This window comes from Halorubrum sp. Ea8, assembly GCF_002252925.1.
Classification (GTDB): Archaea; Halobacteriota; Halobacteria; order Halobacteriales; family Haloferacaceae; genus Halorubrum.
Map to the genome: position 1 here is coordinate 15541 of NZ_NHPF01000094.1, position 13260 is coordinate 28800.

Here is a 13260-nt window from a genome sequence, read left to right on the forward strand (position 1 = left end):
CGGCTCGTGACAGGGGTCAGCTCCCGTTCCCGTCCGGCCGCTTCCTCGAGAGCGCGGTCCGGTCGAACTCGCAGACGAGGACGTCGTCGCCGTCCTCGACCAGCTTGAACGCCTCGACGTGCATCGTGACGACGCCGCGCTCGCCGTCGCTGGTCTCCCGCTTGTCCGTGACCGTCGACCGCGCGCGGATCGTGTCGCCGTGGAACACCGGGTTCGGGTGCTCGACGTCGTCGTACGAGAGGTTCGCGACGATGGTGCCGTCGGTCGTCTCCGGGATCGACACGCCGACCGCGAGCGACAGGGTGTACAGCCCGTTGACGAGCCGTTCGCCGAACTGCGTCCCCTCGGCGAAATCGGCGTCGAGGTGGAGCGGTTGCTGGTTCATCGTCATGTCGCAGAAGCGCTGGTTGTCGGCCTCGCTCACCGTCCGCCGCCGCGCGTGTTCGATCGTCTCCCCGACCTCGAACTCCTCGTAGTAGCGTCCCGTCATGGACCGACCGTCGACCCGCCGCGGCAAATCGGTACCGCTCCGGGCGCCGGGCGGGTCTCGGATTCGGACGGCCCGGCTCTTTATGTTCGGCCGCGAGGAGTGCCCGACATGGCCCGACGAAGCCTCCTGTTCTCCCCCGGCGATCGCCCGGAACTCATGCGGAAGGCGCCGGCGACGGGCGCTGACGTGGTCTGCTTCGACCTCGAGGACGCCGTCGCCCCCGGCCGGAAGGACGAGGCCCGAGCCGCCGTCCGCGGCCTGCTCGCCGATCCCGACTTCGACCCCGATACGGAGGTCTGCGTCCGGCTCACGGCGACGGACCCCGCCGCCGACCTCGACGCGCTCGTCGGAGCGAGCGCGGCGACCGGTGACGTCCAGCCCGGCACCGACGACGCCGAGCGCTCGCCGCGACTCGACGCGGTCATGCTCCCGAAGGTCGAGGGCGCCGACCGCGTCGACCGTGCGGCCGCGCTGTGTACCGACCGCGGGCTCGACCCCGCCGTGTTCGCGCTCGTCGAGACGGCGGGGGGCGTGCTCGCCGCCGAGGCGATCGCCGACGCGGAACCGACCGACGCGTTGGTCTTCGGTGCCGAAGACCTCGCGGCGGACCTGGGCGCGACGCGCACCGACGAGGGAACCGAGGTGCTGTACGCCCGCGAGCACGCGGTCCTCGCGGCCGGCGCCGCCGACGTCGACGCGCTCGATACGGTGTACACGGACTTCTCCGACACCGCGGGGCTCCGCGAGGAGACGGCGTTCGCGCGCACGCTCGGCTACGACGGGAAGCTCGCGATCCACCCGTCGCAGGTCGAGCCTATCAACGAGGCGTTCACGCCCGACCCCGACGAGGTCGAGTGGGCGGCGCGGGTCCTCGACGCCTGCGACGAGGCCGACCGGGACGACCGCGGCGTCTTCAGCGTCGACGGCGAGATGATCGACGCCCCGCTGATCGCGCGGGCGGAGCGGATCGTCGAGCGAGCGGCGGCCGCCGGGCTCGACCCGCGATAGGGACCGCGGCGAGCGGAAGCGGAGCCGTTCGCCGCGCCCCCCAACCGCGATCCCGCGTCCCGCTGATCGTCCGTCACAATTAACCCCGGTCCCCGGAGACGAGTTCACATGGGCGATCAGGCGAATCCGTTCGAAAGTCTGCAGGAACAGGTTGACGACGCCGCGGCGCACCTCGACGCGCCGCCGGGAATTCTCACTCGGCTGAAGAACCCGGAGCGACTGCTGGAGACGAATCTGACGTTCGAACTCGACGACGGATCGCTGGAGACGGTCCGCGCGTACCGCTCGCAGTTCAACGGCGATCGCGGCCCGTACAAGGGGGGGATCCGCTATCACCCGGGCGTCACCCGCGACGAGGTGAAGGCGCTGTCGGGCTGGATGGCGTATAAGTGCGCCGTCGTCGACGTGCCCTACGGCGGCGGGAAGGGCGGGATCGCGATCGACCCCGGAGAGTACTCGGAGAGCGAGTTAGAGCGGCTGACGCGCGCCTTCGCGACCGAGCTCCGCCCGATCATCGGCGAGGACCGCGACATCCCGGCGCCGGACGTCAACACCGGCCAGCGGGAGATGAACTGGATCAAAGACACCTACGAGACGCTTGAGAACACGACCGCGCCCGGCGTCATCACCGGGAAGGCGATCGACTCGGGCGGCAGCGAGGGGCGCGTCGAGGCGACCGGTCGCTCCGTCGCGCTCGCCGCGCGCGAGACGTTAAACTGGCTCGACCGCGACCTCGCGGGCGCGACGGTCGCGGTACAGGGGTACGGCAACGCCGGCTCCGTCGCGGCCGCCCTCATCGACGACCTCGGTGCCGACGTGGTGGCGGTCTCGGACTCCTCCGGGGGTATCCACGACCCCGACGGGTTCGACCCGCGGGCGGTGAAAGATTACAAGAGCGAGACCGGCGCCGTCTCCGGCTACGGCGACGCCGAACCGATCACGAACGAGGAGCTGTTGACGCTCGACGTCGACCTGCTCGTGCCCGCGGCGCTGGAGAACGCGATCGACGGCGACCTCGCGACCGACGTCGCGGCCGACGTGATCGTCGAAGCCGCGAACGGGCCGCTCACTCCCGACGCCGACGACGTCCTCGCCGAGAAGGACGTCTACGTCGTCCCCGACATCTTCGCCAACGCGGGCGGCGTCACCGTCTCGTACTTCGAGTGGGTGCAGAATCGACAGCGGTTCAGCTGGACGGAGTCGCGGGTTAACGAGGAGCTCGAACGCGTGATCACGGAGGCGTTCGACGGCATCGTCGAGGCCTACGAGAACCGCGACGTTCGCGACCTCCGCACCGCGGCCTACGTCGTCGCCATCGGTCGGATCGTGAACGCATACGACCAGGCCGGCAGCTGGCCGTAGCGCGCTTTCAGAGGCGTTTCGCGTTGTGTCGCTAGCTCACTCCAGCCGCGCGTCTCGCACCTCGACGTGGCCGCGGTCGCCCTCCCACACCGCGTCGTACTCGAACTCGATCCGGCGGTCCATGTGCGGGCCGTCGACGACGTACGTCTCGAACTCGCCGCCCTCGCCGAGGGGGTGGACGCCGTACTCCTCGCGCAGGTCGATCAGTTCCGCGAGCGCGTCGGCGTCGAAGCGCCGCCCCAGCCACGACTCGTCGAGCCCGTAGGCGGCGACCTGCACGATCCGGATCTCGAAGCCGGCGTCGAACATCGCCTCCGCGAGCGCGACCGGGTCCTCGCCCCACAGCGGCGCGAACAGGTCGATCCCGAGGCGGTCGCACATCCCCTGAATGCGGCTGGTCTGGTACTCGCTCTCGACCGCGCCGGCGGTGACCCCGGCGAGGTCGACGTCGTCGTCGGCGGCGACCTCCCGGAGCGCCGCCTCCATCGGCTCCAGCTCGGCGTCGCCCTGCGCGCCCGCGTCGTCGACGTCGTCCGCGCCGAAGTCGTCCGGCGAGACCTCGACGAGGTCGATCCCGACGCTCTCGGCCGCGAGTTCGGCGAGCTCCGTCGCCGGCGTGTGGTACATGTACGAGTCGCCCGCCGGGTGGACGGTCAGGAGCCGCGAGACGTCGAGGCCCTCCTCCAGCGCGCGGTACAGCGCCCACGAGGAGTCTTTCCCGCCCGAGAAGAGGCTCACCCAGTCGTCGGTCATTGGCGGGGAAAACGCCGGGAGCGCTTAAATTGTCGACGGTCCGGGTTGACGACCGTCGACCGACGGGCGCCGGACGCGTCGATTTCGAAGGGATCGACGACCTGATCGCGGATTTAGAACGCGGGTTCGACGCGACGGGCCGTCGTGCGACCCCGCCGTCGACTGACCACTGACGCCGAGCGAGGTCGTGGCGTCGGGCTCAGTCCGAGATGAACTCGTTGTCGCGCCAGTTGACGCCGCCGTCGCCGTCGCCGGCGCCCTGCGGGCTCTCGACGACCTCGATGCTCGCGGGACGCGGCTCACCCTCGACGATCCGCGTCGCTTCGAGCTCGTCCTCCTCCTCCGTGATCGCGGTCAGCGTCCCCTTCTCCGAGAGCTGCGCCAGCTCGCGGAGCACGAGGAACATGGGGTACTGGAGCGCGGAGTTCTGGAGAACGGTCTCGCGATCGCCCTTGAAGCAGGCGAACTCCACGAGCTCGGAGGGGATCTCCTCCTCCTCGTCGTCCATCCACTGGGGGCCGCCGGCGCGGGGCGGCTCCTCTTCCCAGACGCGCGTCTCCGTGACGGACGCCTTCAGCTGGGCGGTCGGCGTGTACTTGCTGATGCTCTCGTCGTCGGACAGGGCCTTGATAATGAGGGTGTTGTTTCGACGCGTGATGTCGATGTCGTCGATCTCCGGCGGGAGGTCGGGGTCTTCTTCGAAGTACGTCTCCACGTCTTCGAGTGGCAGTTCGAGCGTCGAATGAAGTCTGAACACGCGGCCTGTCATTGTTGGTTGGGTGAGATGGGTCGAGACGGTCGGCACGGCGGCAGCGGCTGCGTCTACTGCAACTAGGCACCGTAGGTTTATATGGACTGCCCTTCGACTCCCAAGATCGGGCGTCGTCGCGAGCGGGTGCGCTCGCGGCCTACTCGGCGCCGAGCTCGGCGGCCAGCTCGCCGCGCTCCTCCAGCTCTGCCAACACGTCGCTCCCGCCGACGAACTCGCCGTCGACGAAGGTCTGCGGGATTGTCTCCCAGCCGCTCTCGGCCTCCAGCGCCTCTCGGTAGTGCGGCAGGGCGGGCAGCACGTCGACGGTCTCGAACTCCTCCACGTACTGACCGATGAGCTCGACGGCGCGCTTCGAGTAGCCGCACTGGGGCATCAGTCGGTTCCCCTTCATGAACAGGACCACGTCGTTCTCGGCGATGGTCTCGTGAACGCGCGCTTCGATCTCCTCGGGGTCGGCTTCTGACTCGGGCTGGAACGTCATAGGCGCCGATACGCGCCGCCGCGGCAAATGGGTTCCGCACGGAAACGAGAGATCCACGCAGGGCGACGCCCGCGACCGCTCCTCGTCGGGAGCGCTTACTCGTCGCGGTCGACGCGGACGACGTCCACGAGCGAGTACACCGGAACGCCGTCGATCTCGTCGTATCCCATCTTGTCGACGAGCACGACGCAGGCGACGGGCTCGCCGCCCTGCTCGCGGATCGCGTTGATCGACTCCCGCATCGTCGTCCCCGAGGTGATGATGTCGTCCACGACGTAGCAGTCGCGGTCGCGGATCCCGGCGAAGTTCCGCGAGAACCCGCCGCCCTGCTCGTCGATGTCGCCCTCGTCCCACTGGTGTTTCGCGGGGGCGTACGTGCCGAGGTCGGTGTCGAGTCGGCTCGCGACCGCGGTCGCGAGCGGGGCCCCGGCCTTCTCGACCCCCACCGTCAGGTCGACCTCCTCGCCCTGCTTCGCGAGGAGGTCGGCCATCGCGCTCGCGGCGTAGCCGAGCCGCGTCGAGTCGCGGCCCAGCGCCGACCAGTCGACGTGGATGTCGGTCGTCGTCTCGGCGGCCGCGGTCTCGGCCGCGGCGTTGCCCCCGCCGCCGCGCTCGACGAGCCAGCTCGCGGTCTCACGGGAGACGTTCAGCTCGTCGGCGATCTCTCCCTTCGAGAGACCGTGGTCCGCGAGCTCGGCCGCGCTGTCTATCAGGTCGTCAACGTTCTTCATATGAGCCGAATTCGACCGCCGTTTTAATAGTCGTGTCGTCATCCGCGAACGCGGCCTCGAACTCGTCGAGCCCGTGGACGCCGGTGACCAGATCGTCGAGGAACCCCGCCGAGAACCGCGACAGGGAGTCGACGGCGGCCTCGAAGTGCTCGTAGCCGGAGTTGACGCTCCCGACGAGCGCCTTGTTGTGGAGGACGAACTCGCGGTGGAGCCGGCCGCCGTCGATCTCGAACTCCCAGTCGCCCGGCACGCCGAGCAGCGCGCCCACCCCGTTGGGAGCGAGCGCCTCGATCGTCTCGAAGGCGTGCGGCGCGTGGCCCGTCGCCTCGAAGACGAAGTCCATCGGCTCGTACGCCTCCGGCACCGACGGCACGGGCGTCTCGTTGGAGTTGACGTACGTCGCGCCCAGCGACTCGATGATGTCGATCGTCGGGTCCGGGCGCTCCCGGCGACCGAGGCAGTAGATCCGGTCGAAGTCGGCGTCGAGCGCCGCCACCGTGAGCAGCCCGAGGGAGCCGTTGCCCAAGACCAGCGCGGACTCGGGCTCCCAGTGGAACGCCGACCGGCTGGCGAACGCGTGCTCGATCGCCTTCTCCGCGATCGAGATCGGCTCGACGAGGAACCCCCACTCGGCGAGCGCGGGCGGGATCGCGACGAGGAACTCCGCCGGACTGGTGAAGTACTCGGCCATGAACCCGTGCGCGCCGACGATGCCGCGTTCGTGATACCGGCCCTCCGGCGCCATGTCGGGCTCGCCGCGCGCGAAGTACTCGTTCGCGCCGTTGGGGGGACGGCGCACCGTCGGGACGACCACGTCGCCGGCCTCGAACGGCGTGTCGTTCGGGTCCTCGACCACCCCGACCGCCTCGTGACCCAACACGAGGTGGTCCTCGCCCTCGGGCGCCCCGCCGTGCCCGCCGGCGATCACCTCGTGGTCCGTCCCGTCCACGCCGACCCGGAGGGTCCGGACGAGCGCTTCCCCCGGGGCCGGCTCCGGTCGCGGCTTCTCCGTCACGACCGGTTCGTCGGCCCCCTCGTACACGGCTATCGCGTTCATACACCGACCGACGGGGTCAGCAACCAAAAGATTTCTTTTATTGCGAGTAAAGAATGGCTCCGACCGATCGCGGGTTTTTCCTCCTCGTCGTCCGCAGCGGCTATCGTGTGTACTCTCGCCCTCGCGTGGCGCGTGTTCGGCGACGCGCCGACCGCGCTCGCCGCCAACCGCGACGAGGCGCTCGACAGGGCGGCCGAACCGCCGGCCGTGCGCGATCCCGCCGGCGACGACGGCGTTCGGTACGTCGCCCCGCGCGACGCCGAGGCCGGCGGGACGTGGATCGGCCTCTCGGAGTCGGGCGTCGCCGTCGCGGTCACCAACCGCTGGCTCGACGCCGACCGCGACGGGGACCGTTCCAGGGGACTCCTCGTGCGGGACTGCCTGGAGGCCGACTCCGCGGAGACCGCGGTGCGTGGGGTCGAGCGCGATCTCGAAGAGCGGTCGTACGACGGGTTCAACCTCGTGATCGCCGACGACGCGGCCGCGTTCCTCCTCTCGTACGACGGCGGGATCGCGGTCACTCGGCTCGACCCCGGCGTCCACGTCGTCGGCAACGTCGGCGGCGTGGTGAACGGCGTCGAGCGGTTCTCGGTGCCGGAGCGTCGCCGGGAGTTCGCCGAGGAGCGCGCCGACAGCGCCCGTCGGATCGCGGCCGAACTGGTCCCCGAGCCGGGCGAGTCGGGCGGGTCGTGGCTCGACCGCGCGAGCGGCGTCCTCGCCGACCACGAGTACGGCGCCTGCCTCCACGGCGACGGGTTCGGGACGCGGTCGTTCACCCGGATCCGCACGAGCGCCGACCCGACTGAGCATGCCGAGTTCGCCTACGCCGACGGCCCGCCCTGCGAGACGCCCGCGGAGCCGGTGTCGCTACCGGCGGAGTTCTGACGGCGGCGGACGGGCGCCCGAGACGGCGATCGCCCCCGATCCCGTCGCGCCCGGAGGCGCCGCGACGGGACGGAAAGCCAGTTTTAAGCGACTCGCGGGCGGGTGTTCGACCATGAGCGTGTCCGAACTCGAGGCCGAGCTGTCGGAGGACGAGCAGGCCGGCCTCGAACTCATCCGCGAGACCGGTGGCATCCACCAGAGCGACTTCTGGAAGGAACTCGACGTCTCCTCACGCAAGGGGAGCCGCATCGCGGAGGCGTTAGAGGAGTCGGGCCTCATCCAGCGGTCCGATACGGTGTACGACGGACACAACACGTACTACTTGGAGCCCGCCCCCCGCGATCTGGACTTTTCGCTACTGATGGCCGACGACATGCTGTCACCGTTCATCGGCGAGGAGGAGGTCGACCCGCAGGCGGACGCCTTCTCGCAGTGGATGATGAACCTCGCGTACGAGGAGTACTGAGCCGCCGCCGCGTCCAGACGAGCCGGACGCTGACGACGCGGCCGCTTCCTCCTTTTCGACGCCGTTGAAACGCTCAGAGAGCGACGGCTCGGCCCGCTGATCGCGCGTCGTGAGCCGCGTAGTTCGCGGAGCTCACGTCGGTTCGCCGACCTCGTCTCGCACCGTGACGTAGATGAGGAGTCCGAGCAGTCCGGGGACGAGGCCGAACAGAAACAGCAGTCCGATACCGACTCCCCACTGCCACGCCCAGTCGCTCCCGCGGGATTTCGCGTCCCGGTACACCCATCGGCCGACGAGGCCGAAGACGACGAGCAGTACGACGAGGAGTATGAGCAGCTCGGGGCCGCCGGGTACCTGTAACGGTTGGAGGGACACATCCCAACCGGGTGACGGATTAGTTATAAATTTTCTCATACAATTCGAAACCCATCACGCTGAACGCCGACTTCCGTCCGTCCGAAAATAAGAGTCCGACGAAGCCGTTCGTAACTCCCGCTCAGCCGAGCAGGAACGCGAACAGCGCGACCCCGGCCGCGAGCGTTAACAAGAGGACGCTGCGGCCGATCCCGGTTCGGATCTCCACGTCGACGCCGAGCCCCGCGACCGCCGTCCGCGGGTGCATCGCGGTCCGCTTGATCGCCGCGACCAACCGCATCACGGCGCGGTCGACGGCGGCCCACAGCGCCGTGACGCCCCAGATCGACCCCCGCCCGAGGTAGAACGCGGCCGGGTACGTCACCGCGTCGACGTCTCGCATGTGGTGCGCGAGCCAGCCGAGCGGCCGCTTCAGCGCGAAGAAGCCGACGAACCCGGTCACGAGGAGCGCCGCGCTCTCCGTCAGGTGGCTCGCGCTGTACGGCTTGAAGTAGACGTCCTCGCCGAGGATGATTTCCGTGAACGGCATCAGCTCGATCAGCTGGTAGTAGAACACCCCGAAGAAGACGCAGGCGCCGCCGGCGAGGAGCATCCCGGCGGTCTGGAACGCCGTGGCGTCCTTCGGCGACAGCGTCGCCGAACCGTGGAAGAACACGTAGTAGCCGAGCTTGATGAACGACATGAACGTCCCCACGCCGCCGAGGATCAGCAGCCACCACAGCAGCCCCTCGCCGAAGAGGAGTTCGAAGTTGTGGAGCTCGTGGGCGGAGTCGATCACCATCCCCTTCGAGATGAACCCGTTGAATCCCGGGACGGCGGTAATCGAGGCCGCGCCGACGACGTAGACGAGGAAGGTGACCGGCATCTCCCGCCAGAGCCCGCCCATGTCCCTGATGTCCTCGACGCCGGTCCGGTAGATCACGACGCCGACGGCCATGAACAGCAGGCTCTTGTACAGCACGTTGTTGAACAGGTGCGCGAAGCCGCCGGTGACGGCGAACTCGCCGACGTACGTCGCGAGCCCGAAGCCGGCCAGCATGTACCCGAGCTGCGCCTGGATGTGGTACGAGAGGAGCCGGCGCGGGTCGTACTGCAGCAGGGCGAAGAACGCCCCGTAGACGGCCATGAACCCGCCGAGGTACGCGAGCCACATGCCGCCCTCAGGGAACGTCCGGTACATCACGTACGCCGCCGTCTTCGTCGTGAAGACGGAGAGGAACACCGACGCCGCCACGTGCGGGCGGGGGTAGGTGTCCGGGAGCCACGTGTGCAGGAAGATGAACCCGCAGTTGACCCCGACCCCGATCGCCGCGAGCAGCGTCGCGCTCGCGTGGATCCCGGTCGTCGACGAGAACAGGAATATCTCGGCGGCCGGCACGCTGCCGAGCATCGACGCGCCGTGGACGACGACCGCGCCGAGGAAGAACGTCCCCCCGATACCGTGGAACAGCGCGTAGCGGTAGCCGGCCCGCACCGCCGCGCCGCCGTACTGCCACACCAGCAGCGTGCTGGTGACGGCCATCAGCTCCCAGAAGAAGATCAGCGTGAGCCAGTCGCCGGCGTATATCGTCCCGAGCGTCGAGGAGACGTACACCAGCGCGAACGCGGTCACCCACGTCGGCGCCTCGGTGCCGTACGCGTACAGCACCGCCGCCGTCGCGAGGAAGCCGACGACCACGCCCATCAGCAGGGAGAACTGGTCGACGTTGAACAGCACCACGTCGAACCCGAACAGCTGCGTCGCGAGGTGGGCCCCCGTGCCGCCGTCGCCGAGCAGCACCGCCTGCGCGAACGTGAACGCCGTCGCCAGCGCGGCCGCCGCGTGGCCGGCGCGGCGCGGGAGGCCGAGCACGAGGAACGCCGCCGCCGCGAGAACGACGTACGGCGGGAGGGAGGTGAGAACCGCGTTCATGGCCGCATCACCTCCTCCGGGAGCCGCGTGTCGACGATGAGCTCGATCAGCTCCAAGAAGCCCATCTCGTAGGGGATCACGCCGAGCAGCACCGCGAGGCTCATCGCGGTGAGGATCGGGCCGAGCGTGAACCACGTCGACTCGCGCCCGCGGAGGGCGTCGAGCCCGTCGATGTGACGCCAGCCGCCCGCGGGCGGGCCGCCGGCGTGGCCGTGGTCGTCGTGGCCGTCGCCGTGTTCACCGTCATCGGTGTGACCCTCGTCGTCACCGCGGCCGGCTTCGACGGCGGCGCCGTCGCCGTCGTCGGCCTCGGAGCCCTCCGTCGCGGTGTCGCGGCGTCCGACGCCGAACGGCACCTCCGCGTCGGAGGGGCGCGAGTCGACCGCGTAGTCGCCGGTGTCGACGCGCTCGGCCGGCTCGGAGAAGTCGCGCTCGCTCGTGTTGAAGTCCGGGCGAACGACGCCCTCCGCGTCGGTCGGGAGGTCGTCGAGCTCCGCGTCGGGGATGTCGGAGTCGTCGGGGACGTCGGCGTCGTCGCTCGGGTCCCCGACCGTCCTGTCGCCCTCGGCGCTCTCGACGACGTCGTCGACCTCGGCGTCGGTGTCGTTGCTCTCGTCTTCGGGGTCGTCGTTCTCGTCCTCCGGTCGCCCCCCGTCGGTCGCCGGCAGCGTCGACCGCGACTCGCCGCCCATCCGGAAGTCGACGAGCGGCTTCGCGTCGTGGGCGTCCTCCGCCTCGAAGAAGGCGGTGTAGATCACCGGCCAGAAGTACGCGATGTTGAGGACGCCCGAGAGCAGGAGCGCGCCCACGAGGTAGTACGCGACCGGGGTCAGTTGGGCGCCCATCCGGATCCCGCCGATCAGCATGTAGTACTTGCTGACGAACCCGGCCAGAAGCGGGATGCCGGCCATCCCGAGCGAGGCGACCGTGAACGCCCCCATCGTCAGGGGCATCCGCTTGCCGATCCCCGCCATCTCCGAGATGTAGTCGGTGTGCGTCGAGACGTGGAGGTTCCCGGCGCAGAAGAACAGGGTGAGCTTCATGAACGCGTGCGCCGGGATGTGCAGCAGCGCGCCGACGAGCCCGTACCAGCCGAACAGCCCGAGCCCGAGGATGATGTAGCTCAGCTGGCTCACCGTCGAGTAGGCGAGCCGCTGTTTCAGGTGGTCCTTTCGCAGGGCGATGATGGAGGCCGCCGTCAGCGTGATCGCCCCGATGGTCGATAACACGAGGCCGGCCGAGAAGCCGAACGGGAGCGAGAGGTCGAAGACGAGCTCCGGGCCGAAGACGTCGAGGACGACCCGCGAGACACCGAACGCCCCGGACTTGACGACCGCGACCGCGTGGAGGAGCCCGGAGACGGGCGTCGGCGCGACCATCGCCTCGGGGAGCCACTGGTGGAGCGGCATGATCCCGGCCTTCACCCCGAACCCGATCGCCAGGAGGAAGAAGGCGAGCATCGCGAGGCCGGGGTCGGCGTTCGCGAGCTCCTGAATGCCGCCGGCGGTGAACGAGACGTTGCCGGCGATCAGGTAGACGAGGGCGGTCCCGGCGAGCACGAGCACGCCGCCGCCGAACATCGTGTACGCGAGGTACTTCCGACCGGCCGAGCGCGCCTCCGGCGTCTCGTCGTGCGCGACGAGCGGGTACGTCGCGATCGAGAGGATCTCGTAGAAGACGAAGATCGTCACGAGGTTGCCCGCGAACGCGATCCCCATCGTCGCCGACAGCGACACCGCGAACGCGGCGAAGTACCGGGTCTGGTTCGTCTCGTCGTTCCCCCGCATGTAGCCGATGCTGTAGAAGGAAGTGACGATCCACAGCCCGCTGGCGAGGAACGCGAACAGCATGCCGAGCGCGTCGGCGCGCAGCGCGAACTCGATCCCGGGGAGGAACGCCCCGAGCGACCACTCGAAGACGGCGCCGTCGAGGACGGCCGGGAGCATCGAGGCGACGATCCCGAACTTCGCGACCGCCGCGGCGATCGTCCACCCCTCGCGGACGTTCGGCGAGCGGTGCGACGCGACGATGAAGAACGCCGCGACGAACGAGACGAGGACGGCCAGTAGGGGACGTGGGTCTGAAATGAAAGCGTCAGTCATGCGAACACCTCCGTGAGGAACGGACCGAACCACTCGGCCAGCGCGAAGCCGGCGAAGCCGAGCGCGACCGTGACGAGCGTCGTGACGACCAGTATCGCCAGCGACGCCGCCGGCACTCGGTCGGGCACCAGCGAGGGCCGTGGCGCGCCCTCCACGGGCGCGACCGGCGCGGCCGCACCCGTATCGTCGGCCGCAGGGTCGTCATCGCGACCGCCATCGGCGGCCACTCCGGCCGGGTCATCGCTCGCGCCGCCCGCGGGGTCGTCGCCGTGGCCGGCCGCCGCCTCCTCTCCGTGGCCGCCCGGGAGCCCGACGCCGGCGAAGTAGAACCGCTCGATCAGCCGCGCGACGTACGACAGCGTGAACAGAGTGCTGACGAAGATCACGGCGGCGACGCCGATCCCGGCCGGCCCGGCGCCGGCCATGCTGGACTCGACGGCGCCGACCCCGATGTACCACTTCCCGAGGAAACCGACCGACGGCGGGATCCCGACGAGCCCGAGCCCGAGCAGGGCGATCGCTCCGGTCGTGAACGGCGCTTCGCGCNNGACGCCGTAGCCGAGCGCGAGGGTCCCGATCCCGAGGAACAGCCCGAACTTCAGGAGGCCGTGCCCCACGAGGTGGACGATCCCGCCGAGCAGCGCGGTCTCGTTCGCCAACGCGATCGCGGCCCCGATCATCCCGAACTGCGCGACCGAGGAGTACGCGAACATCCGCTTGAGGTCGGACTGCATCGCGGCGAGCACCGAGCCGGCGAGGATAGACGCCCCGGAGACGACGAGCATCGCCGTCGTGATCGCGTCGTTCGCGGCGAGGAAGTCGACGGTGAAGACGGTGTACGTCACCCGGATCAGCGCGTACGCGCT

Annotated in this window: 14 protein-coding genes; 4 read left to right on the forward strand and 10 right to left on the reverse strand. The window is 69.6% G+C overall.

All coding sequences use genetic code 11. The features are described 5' to 3' along the window. Window positions 1-16: 16 nt before the first annotated feature. Entirely contained in the window at window positions 17-517 is a 501-nt protein-coding gene (locus DJ74_RS10525; RefSeq protein ID WP_342764962.1) for a MaoC family dehydratase, read from the reverse strand. An 81-nt stretch (window positions 518-598) separates the two neighbouring features. Between DJ74_RS10525 and DJ74_RS10530 the strand changes: the two genes are divergently transcribed. After that, window positions 599-1498, forward strand: a complete 900-nt coding sequence (locus DJ74_RS10530; RefSeq protein ID WP_094523843.1) for a CoA ester lyase — start codon at window positions 599-601, stop codon at window positions 1496-1498. A 108-nt stretch (window positions 1499-1606) separates the two neighbouring features. Further along, the gene (locus DJ74_RS10535; RefSeq protein ID WP_094527213.1) at window positions 1607-2860 is read left to right on the forward strand and encodes a Glu/Leu/Phe/Val dehydrogenase; all 1254 of its coding nucleotides are present in this window, start codon (window positions 1607-1609) and stop codon (window positions 2858-2860) included. A 36-nt stretch (window positions 2861-2896) separates the two neighbouring features. On the opposite strand, the gene DJ74_RS10540 is transcribed toward DJ74_RS10535, so the two are convergent. The 5 genes from DJ74_RS10540 to DJ74_RS10560 form a co-directional block, all read right to left on the reverse strand. Beyond that, a complete protein-coding gene (locus tag DJ74_RS10540) occupies window positions 2897-3613 on the reverse strand; it encodes a diphthine--ammonia ligase (protein ID WP_094523845.1) in 717 nt (238 codons plus the stop codon). 199 nt (window positions 3614-3812) lie between these two features. Beyond that, the gene (locus DJ74_RS10545; RefSeq protein WP_094527214.1) at window positions 3813-4382 is read right to left on the reverse strand and encodes a hypothetical protein; all 570 of its coding nucleotides are present in this window, start codon (window positions 4380-4382) and stop codon (window positions 3813-3815) included. A 139-nt stretch (window positions 4383-4521) separates the two neighbouring features. Then, complete coding sequence (locus tag DJ74_RS10550) at window positions 4522-4866, reverse strand: glutaredoxin (RefSeq protein ID WP_094523847.1); 345 nt, start codon at window positions 4864-4866, stop codon at window positions 4522-4524. Between the two features lie 95 nt (window positions 4867-4961). Beyond that, entirely contained in the window at window positions 4962-5597 is a 636-nt protein-coding gene (gene gfcR, locus DJ74_RS10555; protein ID WP_094527215.1) for a transcriptional regulator GfcR, read from the reverse strand. After that, on the reverse strand, window positions 5584-6654 hold the full coding sequence (locus DJ74_RS10560; RefSeq protein WP_094527216.1) for a glucose 1-dehydrogenase: 1071 nt from the start codon (window positions 6652-6654) through the stop codon (window positions 5584-5586). The genes gfcR and DJ74_RS10560 overlap by 14 nt, the downstream gene beginning before the upstream one ends. Before the next feature lie 105 nt (window positions 6655-6759). Between DJ74_RS10560 and DJ74_RS10565 the strand changes: the two genes are divergently transcribed. Then, window positions 6760-7539 (forward strand): NRDE family protein, encoded by a 780-nt coding sequence (locus DJ74_RS10565; protein WP_094527217.1) that lies wholly within the window; start codon window positions 6760-6762, stop codon window positions 7537-7539. Window positions 7540-7651: 112 nt separating this feature from the next. Further along, a complete protein-coding gene (locus DJ74_RS10570) occupies window positions 7652-8005 on the forward strand; it encodes a MarR family transcriptional regulator (RefSeq protein WP_094523851.1) in 354 nt (117 codons plus the stop codon). 132 nt (window positions 8006-8137) lie between these two features. Here DJ74_RS10570 and DJ74_RS10575 read toward each other — a convergent pair whose 3' ends face one another. The 4 genes from DJ74_RS10575 to DJ74_RS10590 form a co-directional block, all read right to left on the reverse strand. Further along, window positions 8138-8380 carry a hypothetical protein gene (locus DJ74_RS10575; protein ID WP_241881504.1) on the reverse strand — a complete coding sequence of 81 codons (243 nt, stop codon included), beginning with the start codon at window positions 8378-8380 and terminating at the stop codon, window positions 8138-8140. 121 nt (window positions 8381-8501) lie between these two features. Further along, window positions 8502-10292 (reverse strand): Na(+)/H(+) antiporter subunit D, encoded by a 1791-nt coding sequence (locus DJ74_RS10580; protein ID WP_094527218.1) that lies wholly within the window; start codon window positions 10290-10292, stop codon window positions 8502-8504. Next, entirely contained in the window at window positions 10289-12394 is a 2106-nt protein-coding gene (locus tag DJ74_RS10585) for a cation:proton antiporter (RefSeq protein WP_094527219.1), read from the reverse strand. The genes DJ74_RS10580 and DJ74_RS10585 overlap by 4 nt, the downstream gene beginning before the upstream one ends. Beyond that, window positions 12391-13260, reverse strand: an 870-nt coding sequence (locus DJ74_RS10590) for a proton-conducting transporter membrane subunit (RefSeq protein ID WP_275542472.1), incomplete at its 5' end; no start/stop codon positions are given. The genes DJ74_RS10590 and DJ74_RS10585, both read right to left, overlap by 4 nt.

What these genes read in the sequence shown, in the direction of transcription:
- DJ74_RS10570 (WP_094523851.1), top strand. Translation starts at nt 7,652, where the DNA reads ATGAGCGTGTCCGAACTCGAGGCCGAGCTGTCGGAGGACGAGCAGGCC.
- DJ74_RS10580 (WP_094527218.1), bottom strand. Translation starts at nt 10,292, where the DNA reads ATGAACGCGGTTCTCACCTCCCTCCCGCCGTACGTCGTTCTCGCGGCG.
- DJ74_RS10535 (WP_094527213.1), top strand. Translation starts at nt 1,607, where the DNA reads ATGGGCGATCAGGCGAATCCGTTCGAAAGTCTGCAGGAACAGGTTGAC.
- DJ74_RS10545 (WP_094527214.1), bottom strand. Translation starts at nt 4,382, where the DNA reads ATGACAGGCCGCGTGTTCAGACTTCATTCGACGCTCGAACTGCCACTC.
- DJ74_RS10550 (WP_094523847.1), bottom strand. Translation starts at nt 4,866, where the DNA reads ATGACGTTCCAGCCCGAGTCAGAAGCCGACCCCGAGGAGATCGAAGCG.
- DJ74_RS10585 (WP_094527219.1), bottom strand. Translation starts at nt 12,394, where the DNA reads ATGACTGACGCTTTCATTTCAGACCCACGTCCCCTACTGGCCGTCCTC.
- DJ74_RS10540 (WP_094523845.1), bottom strand. Translation starts at nt 3,613, where the DNA reads ATGACCGACGACTGGGTGAGCCTCTTCTCGGGCGGGAAAGACTCCTCG.
- DJ74_RS10530 (WP_094523843.1), top strand. Translation starts at nt 599, where the DNA reads ATGGCCCGACGAAGCCTCCTGTTCTCCCCCGGCGATCGCCCGGAACTC.
- DJ74_RS10560 (WP_094527216.1), bottom strand. Translation starts at nt 6,654, where the DNA reads ATGAACGCGATAGCCGTGTACGAGGGGGCCGACGAACCGGTCGTGACG.
- gfcR (WP_094527215.1), bottom strand. Translation starts at nt 5,597, where the DNA reads ATGAAGAACGTTGACGACCTGATAGACAGCGCGGCCGAGCTCGCGGAC.